At 47.0% G+C, this 10,186-nt stretch carries 2 protein-coding genes; both read right to left on the reverse strand.

Annotated elements, in window-relative coordinates; genetic code table 11:
- Positions 1-14 precede the first annotated feature (14 nt).
- On the reverse strand, positions 15-266 hold the full coding sequence (locus ACTRWI_RS21205; RefSeq protein WP_499133714.1) for a hypothetical protein: 252 nt from the start codon (positions 264-266) through the stop codon (positions 15-17).
- Positions 267-369: 103 nt separating this feature from the next.
- Positions 370-10,119, reverse strand: a complete 9,750-nt coding sequence (locus tag ACTRWI_RS21210) for a hypothetical protein (RefSeq protein WP_499133715.1) — start codon at positions 10,117-10,119, stop codon at positions 370-372.
- Between the last annotated feature and the right edge of the window lie 67 nt (positions 10,120-10,186).

Genomic DNA, 10,186 nt, shown 5'->3' on the forward strand with positions numbered 1-10,186 from the left:
AAACGCTTACGATTTTATTGTCTTAATAAACTCTCTAACACATTTTCCGCATCACAATATTTTTTTTCATCAATTAAACGATCAATGTCATCCATTTCCTCTGATATTATTTGAACTTTCTCATTGCTAGGGTCAAGCTTATAGATATATGTCATCATTTCTTTCACTTTTAAGAAGCAGATATCATCAGGATCAATGTGATTAATATGTGCCGAAACAATGGTTGGAAAACTTAGTAAAATAATAGTTAATATTTTGATTTTCATAAGTGCACCCACTATTAAAGTTACCTTAATTGTAGTCTAAATTTAACAATGCAACACGTTTTACATCCAAGCATATACATGGCAGGTTCCGCTTGGCGATAAATCAGTATACGACTTGCCCTGTGCCGTAACCTGTAGTGTCTGGCTCGCCATTATCCAAGTGGCCATCGTTATCATCATCAGGGTCGAGACGGTCAAAGATGCCATCGCCATCGGTGTCTTGGTCAATACCCATGGCTTTTTCATAAGCGGCGTTCAATTCGACTTCGGATAACGCATGGTTATAGGCTGCAAAACCATAGATGCCTTCATCGCCTTGTACCGAACCTTCCATAATACCGAGTGGCACACTGGTATGATTGAGTAAAATGGCATGATTTAACTCACCAACCTGTAGACCATTAACCCAGACTTCACTGCTACCGCTGCGTGTGACGTAAACAAGATGGGCTGGGCCGCCATAAGGTGAAGCCACTGACTGACCCGCAAGCGCCGTGATGGTGTAATCCCCTGCACCGTATTGGGTTGCTCCGAGTTTGTTCAAGTTTCTCCATTGCTCGAAACGCAGACTCCAACCACTGGCGCTATTACCCATCATCGCTAATGAATTATTCGGGTCAGTGACGAAGTTCACGACAAATTCGTAAGACACATCCCCTGCCAATGCGCTTAAATTGAGATAGTGCTGAGCATTTTGATTCACGAAGGTATCGACCACCACTTCAGGCGGATTATTGCCCGCCGCCACATGCGCACTCCAACCTGGTACATCCATACCACCGGCGCTTGATAGTGCTGATTGTAAGGTTAACCAAATATCGGCAAACCCATCATTATTGGTATCAATCGAGAAGTCGATATCGCTGGCATCGTAAGGATCAAAACCTACTGCTATTTCGATGTCATTGCTGATGCCATCGTTATCCGCATCGGGGTCAACACCATTTAAAATGCCGTCACTGTCTACATCAGCAAGCCGACCATCATTGAGGTTGGTATCGGCATTATCACCGATGCCATCACCATCAATATCCGTCCATTCTGATGCATTGAATGGGAAGCGGTCATTGATATCGTTAACACCGTCATTATCGTCATCGGGGTCCACCACATCATAGAGACCATCATTGTCTGAATCAAAATAGATGCTTAGCGCTTTACGGTGAAGGAACTGGATTTCTTCGACCGGTAATGCGCGATTGTAGGCGGCAAACGCGTAAATTCCGTCATCACCCTGTACATTGCCATCGTTAATACCCAAAGGTATATTCGCATCATTGATTAAAATCGCGTTAGCGCTGATCTCGCCTACCTGCGCACCATTAACCCATGCCTCTGTTTTACCATTTCGACCAATCACCACAAGGTGCACAGGGTCGCCATATGGGCTAGCAATCGATTCACCGTTGACGGGTTCAAAAGTGTAGTCTGCGGTACCAAATTTGGTTGCGCCCATATTGCCTGCGCCTTGCTCAAAACGGATCGCCCAATTGGTATTAATACCTTCGGCGTTATTTCTTAAACCCAAGAGTTCAAGACGCCCTGAGATATCTTGAGCAAAATGGACAATGAATTCATACGACACATCACCTGTTAAGCTACTTAAATCAAAATGTATTTGGCGCGGCGTATTGACGAATTCTGTGTGGGTGAATTCTGGCATATACGTTAATTGACTTAACCCTAATTGCCAATTGTCAACACTAATGGTTCCTTCGGCGGGTAAGTTAGTTTGCAGTAGTGCAAAAATGTCAGGAATGCCGTCATTATTGTCATCGATGCTGTAATCCACATCTGATGGATCAAGCGGATCATAACCATTCTGCGTTTCTTGTACGTCAGCCAGACCATCATTGTCGGTATCACTGTGCGGATCGTTATCGTTCACATCATAAATACCCAAGACGCCATCCATGTCTGCATCATATTCATTGGCATCCAACGGATTCGTGCCCGCTAAAATTTCTTCTCCATTGGTCACGCCATCGTTATCGGTGTCACTCGACGCACCATCACTGGCATCATTGGGATTTAATCCAAGTGACATTTCATCCGCATCACGAATGCCGTCACCATCACTGTCAATGTTACCGTCAGAGGCATCAAGTGGATTTAAGCCGGTATCGGTTTCATAGCCATCACTCAAGCCATCACCGTCATAATCTGAGTTACGATCGAGAGGCGCGCTGTCATCCATATCCGAGACACCATCGGCATCATCGTCATAGTCCATGTGATCAGGAATACCATCAAAATCGGTGTCAATATCACCACCCAGCAGTGGAGAATGCGGATCATTAGCATTACTGCTTATTAGCTGTTCATAATAATCGCCATAACCATCATTATCCGTGTCGATAGTCGGGTCGCCATTGAGGCTGATAGTAAAGCGCTGTAATTTCCCATCCGCACTGCTGTAACCATAAGCGGTACCATTCTCAACACGCAGTTCATCTGAGCGACCAAAAATGATGTCTTGGCGCATACGGGTGAGTGGTACAAGCACTTGCAACTCTTTATTTACCATCATGTAAGCGCTGTAGTCATAGCCTTCATAGTTATGAATTTCCATCAGGAGCAAGATGACATCATCGGCAAGCTTCAATGGCTTCACACGACTCACATTCTCTTGAATATCGGTAAAATCTGTTATCCATAACACATTGCGGTTGGTTACTTGGACATAGTGACTGTAATAACCATAGAAGCTCATCTCCTCATACTCACCAAAGCTTAAGTATTTATTTTCACTGATATTTTTACCCGTTGACACCACGGCGATATTACGTGACTTGTTGTGCGCTCGACCAGTTTCATGATTATTAAGGCCACGCTCACTGGCCATGAAACTAATGAAACGGTCGTCCATTTCAACCACACCACCTGGCTCAGAGTAGGTATAGGTATCATTCGACCATTTGTAATACGTCGTTGTTGGCGTGGAAATTTCGGTATATTCCTCAACTATATTGCCCAAACGATTCTCCGCGGTTGTGCCATGTTTCGCTTTTACACGGAGTATTTTTTGCGAATGTTTCTCAGTGTCGTTCCATTGGATGATATCAATGCCGCGAGGGACGGCATCACCCAGCACGGTTGAAATAAAGTTGCCTTGGCTATCCACCGTTAACATTCCACCTAATTGGTGACCAGCGATCTGGCCCCAGATTTTGGTAACGTCGAGGTTGTTCGCATCGAAAGTCACACCCCAACCACCTTGGTGGTTTATGCCATCGCTACTACGGATATAGGTACGCAGAAGATTCATACCGATACTATCACCAGACCAGGCTATTTTGGTTGGGTAGATACCCGCTTTCCAAATATCCAACGCATCGGGACCAGTAGCGCTGGTGTTGAGCATTTTTTCAACGACGGTTGTTTGACTCGTTAAGTTATATCGAACCAAACGGGCTGTCGTTGGGGTGACTCTGTCGGGCGCGCCGCCTGTGGCGGCTAAGCCATACACAATATCACCATTGCCATTGCTTGCCGCTGATAATAAGGTCTCACCAGCACTATTTGGCAAACTGATGGTGCGGCTGTGTGAACTATCGGCGTTAAATTCGCTGTAATACAGCGCCATCGTCGTTTGATCTTGCCACACTACGCCGTCTTTGGTGCCATTGCTCACGGCTGAGTACGCCACTTTTGGCATGTAGTTCGACGAATGGTGATTCAAGTGGAAGTTGTAGTGTTCGTATGGCACATACATATCTTCACTTCGCGTATGCGCTTCTGTCATGATGCGCAACACGGGCGAGGTGTATTCTGTACGTTCATGCGTTGCTGAGATAGTCGTGGTACCTAAACGTTCGCCCGTTGCTAGGTTATTCCAAACCATTGGTTCAGCATCATCTGGGTCAGGAATGCCATCATGGTCGGTATCAAAACTGCTGGCATCACTCGGGTCAGAGCCGTCTTGGTATTCAACAAGGTTGGTAAAGCCATCACCGTCTAAATCCCCTGTTTCATCACCCGTAAGCAATGGGTTGAGCCCATGCATGGTTTCAAAACCATCGCCCATACCGTCACCGTCAGAATCAGAAGTGATGGTGTAACTATTGACATCTTGGGCATCTGGCACGCCATCGTTATCCATATCGGTGTCGATACCGTCCTCGATGCCATCACCATCGAAATCGCTGTATGCTAAATCAAAATCGATGGTGAACGGATACATCGCCACTTCTTCACCGCCTGTCGCAACATAACGCAATTTCACCACACCGGAGTTATAACGCACGCCAGTAGGTAAACCAGCAAAACTGGTGCTGTCCATCGCTAAATGGAAGTAACTCACAGTATCAAACTCTGGGCTGGCTTCTCCAGGGGTATTGGTGTGATGCATGGCGGTTTGAATGTCGTTGTAAACGCGATGACCAATTAAATCAACAGGATAGATATCGCCGTTTTCTGCCATCAAATCGACTTCAAAGCGGGTTTCTATTTCGACATCCGCCCACCAGTTCGGTAAGACAAGTTCAGTCGGTCCTGTAAGCCCTGTGTCCGCTAACATCGCAACGGTTTCATAACTGTTATTGGCGTTGTGGTTGATACGCTCAAAGCTCAATTGGGTATCTGGTGTTAAGTTCTCAACCGTGTAAACCTGCCCTGTGGTTGTCTCAATGGGGATCACTGAAACAGGCGTACCATCAGCATAAAGAAATTCCATTTCAGCGGTATGCTCACCCACGCTTAAGCCTGTGAGAATAACACTTGGATTAACTTGGGTTGCCCATGCGCCACCATCAATACGGTAACGCCAACTGTGGTAGTTAATGCGGGAAAAGAAAGATAAACGCGTCTCCTCATTATTTATTTGTGTGAGACTAAAGCCACTGATAATTTGACCTGAAATATCCAGATCCGCAGGCACTGCCATCAGGGTCAATGGCGTGTTACGCCCGCTCATGTCTTCGTTGATTTGCAGCCAATCATTCGCAGGCAACGCATCCACTTGCAATGACATGATCTTATCGGCTTGCCATGTATCGCCCGTCAGGGTTAATTCATAAATGTCATACGCCATGTCTTTAGGTAAGCGCAACATAGGGAAGATGCGTGGTACATTAAAAGAAGACGCTGGTTGCCCTGGGTTGATTTGATAAATAGGGATCGCCGTGTTGAATTGATGGCTGATCATTTCTGACACAGCAAAGTTCGTGCTGGTAAAAGCAGGTCCAAAACTGGTGCATCCATAACCATTCATATCATCAACGAAGGCAAGCGCAACATTTCCGACAACCTCAGTGGGGCTGTAAGTTGCAGGGCAATCATCCGAAGCTTGACTGTACTCCCGTGACAGCTTATCGACATTACCAGACAACACACCCGACGTGAGCGTGATGCTAGTTTGCGCACTATCCAAAGTTCCATCACCATCCAAGTCAGTGTCCTGCGCATTGGTCGTATTATCGTTATCCGTGTCTTGTCCACCAAGATAGATAGGATGATTCGCATCATTCGGATCGGTAAATTGTGCAATCTCGACACTGTCCTCAATGCCATCTCCGTCGGCATCGACCGCATTGGCGAAATTCACATTGGTTAACAAGGCTTGCACTTCATCTGGCGTGTTCCACACATTACTCGACAATGCCGTTTGGTATTCAGCAATCAAACTCGCTACCAAATATTGCGTTGGCAATAAGGTTTGGATTTGTTCAATCGTGATATTCGCATTTGGTGTGGTTTGTAAATCAATAAAGGCAGTAGCACTCACCTTGACGTCCGCAATCATGCTCTCCAAATCAGCCAAGCTAGAGACGGCATTATTGGCGAGTTCACTGCGGTATAAACTCAAGGTTGTCGCATCCGTTGACACTGCGGCGAGTCCCATAAACTGGGCAAACAAATCAGCATCGGCAATCGACGCATCTGCCACTCGCGCCGTTAGGTTATTCATGGCTAGCTGATTGACCACATCCGCCACATCCACACTTTGTAAACTTGAGTAACGGACGCCGCCTTTTTCCACCTTCCAACTAATGCTATCGCTCGCATTTCTATCGACTGGCAAGAGCATCATTAAGGTTAAGCTCGAATCGCTGCCTTGGTAATTCACCCTGACATTGGCGGTGTCGCCGTTAATGCCAGTCACTTGTAAATCACCGCTGGTATTGAATGCCCAATCGATGCTTGGCGCTGTGCGAGGGGATAATACATCAATACTCACCACCTCTTGCCATGTGTCATCATTGGCGGTAATCGCAAAACGAGCAATGCCGTCGTTAAGTACCGTGATGCTATCGCTGGCAAAGGTCGCCACATTAGGGGTGAGGCTTTCTATGGTGACACTTTGACTATCGGAAGAGGTTACCGTAAAGCTATGTGAACCGTTATTGATGTCGCCAAAGCTTGAGGTAACAGAAACAGGCGCTGCGCTAGGTTTAAGGGTAATATTTTCCAAACGGGTAACCCCGTCTATGTCCACGCTGATTTGCACTTGTGCACCACTGCTGTACAAGCTGGTGTCGACTGATCCTGTGCTGATTTCGGTTAAGTTACCCGCATCAACAACACTGACCGACAAAGTAGAACCCGTTGGAACATAAGCAGACAGCAAGCTGGTCAGATCAAGCGAGCCTGTATTGGTTTGTAAAATTTCAGGGAAGTATGCCAAGGTGGTGTCATTGGCAAGTGCGGTATCCACGGCTTGTTGCGCTGCGCTATCGAGACCATAGCTAGGCACATTGAGCGCCAGATCGGTCATGCCATGACGGCGTAGCCAGGTTTGGGTGTTGAGGTACAAAGCGTTGGCGGTATTTACATCAAGGGTGTTATCAGACAAATCTGTCGCCAGATCGCTGACCACATTGGCAAGGGATTCACCGCCGCCCAATACCGACAAGCCAATCAAGGCGGTGCGATATTGCTGCGCAAGCCCTGTGCCTGTCGCATTCATAGCGGCAGGCGCTATTGCAAACACATCATCGGCATTAGCAGAATCTAAGAAGGTGTTGGCAATCAGAGCGTTCGCTATATTAATACCTGCGACAGTCATATCACTGGCTGCAATTTTGGCGGCAATATCCGTCAGTGGTGACACGGTCACGCTATCTCGGCGCGCAATCTCTGGCAATACTGTGGTGAGCGTGCCGCTATTGAGTGAAATACCCGTTGCTTCATCAATGTAGACACCGCCGGTGATTTCCATCATCACCGGAAGCGCAGTAGGCACAATGGTCATGCTGAAGGCACCGTTAGCATCCGTGGTGCCTGTTGTTTTAGTGAGATCTGTGCCTTTCGAACCTGATTCAATCGCAAACACACGCACCGACGCGCCGCTGATGTTATTCGCCACTGCTTGCCCAGTAATCGCCCATTGTGGATCGAGCGCAAAGGCATCAGCGTCATCGATCAGGGTTTGTAATTTGACTAGATCGCTGACATCTGACGCCTCACTTTCTACAATGAAATCTTGGTAGAAAGACAGGTTATTCGTGTCAACGCTCAAGCCTGCAACCCCTTGTAGCATGGCGATGGTCAAGGCATCAGCATTATCACTTGCGGCATATTGGCTAATGGTGTCAATTTGAGATTGACTGGCGTTGGCACGGGTGATCAAGGTTTGCAATTTGGCACTGGTATCGACATTGCTGCCGACGTCGCTTGCAATCAAGGTTTGATAGTAAAGTAAGTTGTTGGCATCGACACCGCTTAGGTTCATCACACTATTTAGCTGAGTCACCGTCAAGGTGCTGGCATCATTGCCATTCGCAAAGCCGACAATCGCGTCCACTGCGTCCACCGACGTATTCACCTCATCAATCAGATCTTGAACTTCGCCATATGAGGTAAAGTTACCAACAAGGGCAAACTCCGCGTTGTATTGCGCCATATTGTGACTCATGATGTTGGTGAATCGACCACTATCGACCAATACACTTTCTTCGATATTTTGGTTATGCGCCAATAAATCGTTGATGTCACCGAGCACACCCGCAATGACTTGTCCTGTACCGAAACCGGTAATATCAGGATCACCGTTATCAAGGTAACCATCGTTATCATCGTCAGGATCTAAGCGATCATAAATGCCATCACCATCGCTATCGACGAACACATCGAGCGCCGCTTGATATGCAAATAAAATATCATCTTCACTGAGCGCATGATTGTAGGCGGCAAAACCATAAATACCTTCATCGCCTTCGACCGTCCCTTCCATGATGCCAAGCGGCACACTGCTGTGATTAATCAGTAAGGCTTGATTGGTGATCTCGCCCACTTGTACACCATTGACCCAAATTTCAGTGATACCACTGCGGGTAATATAAATAACATGGGCAGGATCGCCGTAAGGACTGTTAACAGATTGACCTGACAAGGCATTAAAGGTGTAGTCCCCTGCGCCGTATTTAGTCACACCCAGTTCGCCCTTATCTTTCCACTGCTCTAAACGCAAACTCCAATCGCTCGGACGATCACCGAATATGGCTAATGATTGAGAGCGGTCAACTGCGAAGTGGACGATAAATTCATAAGAGACTTCACCGCCAAGGGTTGATAAGTTCACGGTTTCTTGTGCGGATTGATTGATAAAGGCATTGACCACCACTTCTGGTGGAATGTTCTGCGCGATAACATGGGCATTCCATGCATCAACATCCATTCCACCTGATGGCATCGACGCTTGTATCGTGAACCAAATATCCGCCTTGCCGTCGCTGTCATTATCTATTGAGAAATCAATGTCATTGCTGTCATAAGGGTCAAAGCCTGCCGCGACTTCGTATTCATTGTTAATACCATCGTTATCGCCGTCGAGATCTTCGCTATTAATGATGCCATCACGGTCGTAATCGCCCGTTGGACCAAAGGCCAGAATCAACTCATCATTCACAGAGGTGATCAAACTTTGTACGTCTGCGGGTGTTGTCCAGCTATTGCTTGCTAACGCAGTGCGATAATCATCCACAATGCTCTCATGCAGAGTTTGATTAGGCATCAAGGCTTGAAGTTGCGCAAGCGTGATACTCGCGACATCTGTATTTTGCAAATCAATGAATGCCGAGGCGGTTATATTTTGCTCGGTGATCAGCGTTTGCAATGCGGTGACGCTGTTCACAGAGTTAGCTGCTAATTCACTGCGATATAAACCAAGTGCAGTTACATTCGTTGAGACATCCACCAAGTCCATAAACTCGGCAAATAAATCCGCATCACTGATGGACGCATCTGCCACTCGCGCCGTTAAGTTATTAATAGCAATCGGATTGACCACATCCGCCACACCTATAGTTTCGACCGCTGAGTAACGCACACCATCTTTTTCCACCACCCAAGCAATGGTGTCGCTGGCATTTCTGTCAACTGGCAAGAGCGTCATCAAGGTCAAGCTAGAATCGCTGCCTTGATAACTCAAGCTGACATGGTTGTTATCGCCATTGATGCTCGCCACTTGCAGATCACCATTGTTATCTAGCTGCCATGTAATGCTTGGTGCAGTGCGAGGAGAAAGCACTTCAAGGCTCACAATCTCTTGCCAAGCGTTATCCGCCGAGGTAATCGCAAGACGAGCAACACCATCGGTGAGTACGCTGATGCTATCGTTGGCAAAAGTCGCCACATCAGGGGTTAAGCTTTCGATAGTGACACTTTGGCTATCGGAAGCTGTCACTGTAAAGCTATGTGAACCGTTATTGATGTCGCCAAGGGTTAAAGTAACAGAAACAGGTGTCGTGCTAGGTTGCAGGGTAATGGTTTCTAAACGCGCAACCCCGTCTACGTCCACGCTAACTTGAAGCTGGGCACCACTGCTGTACAAGTTGGTATCGAAGGCCCCTGTGAGTGCCGTTAAGCTGTCACCCTCAAGGACGCTGACACTGACACTGCTGCCTGTTGGCACATAACCTGAGAGTAACGCAGTAAGATCAAGCGACCCTGTACTGGTTTGTAAAATTTCTGGGAAGTAC

The organism is Pseudoalteromonas sp. G5_S1_14_S5, from assembly GCF_054968605.1.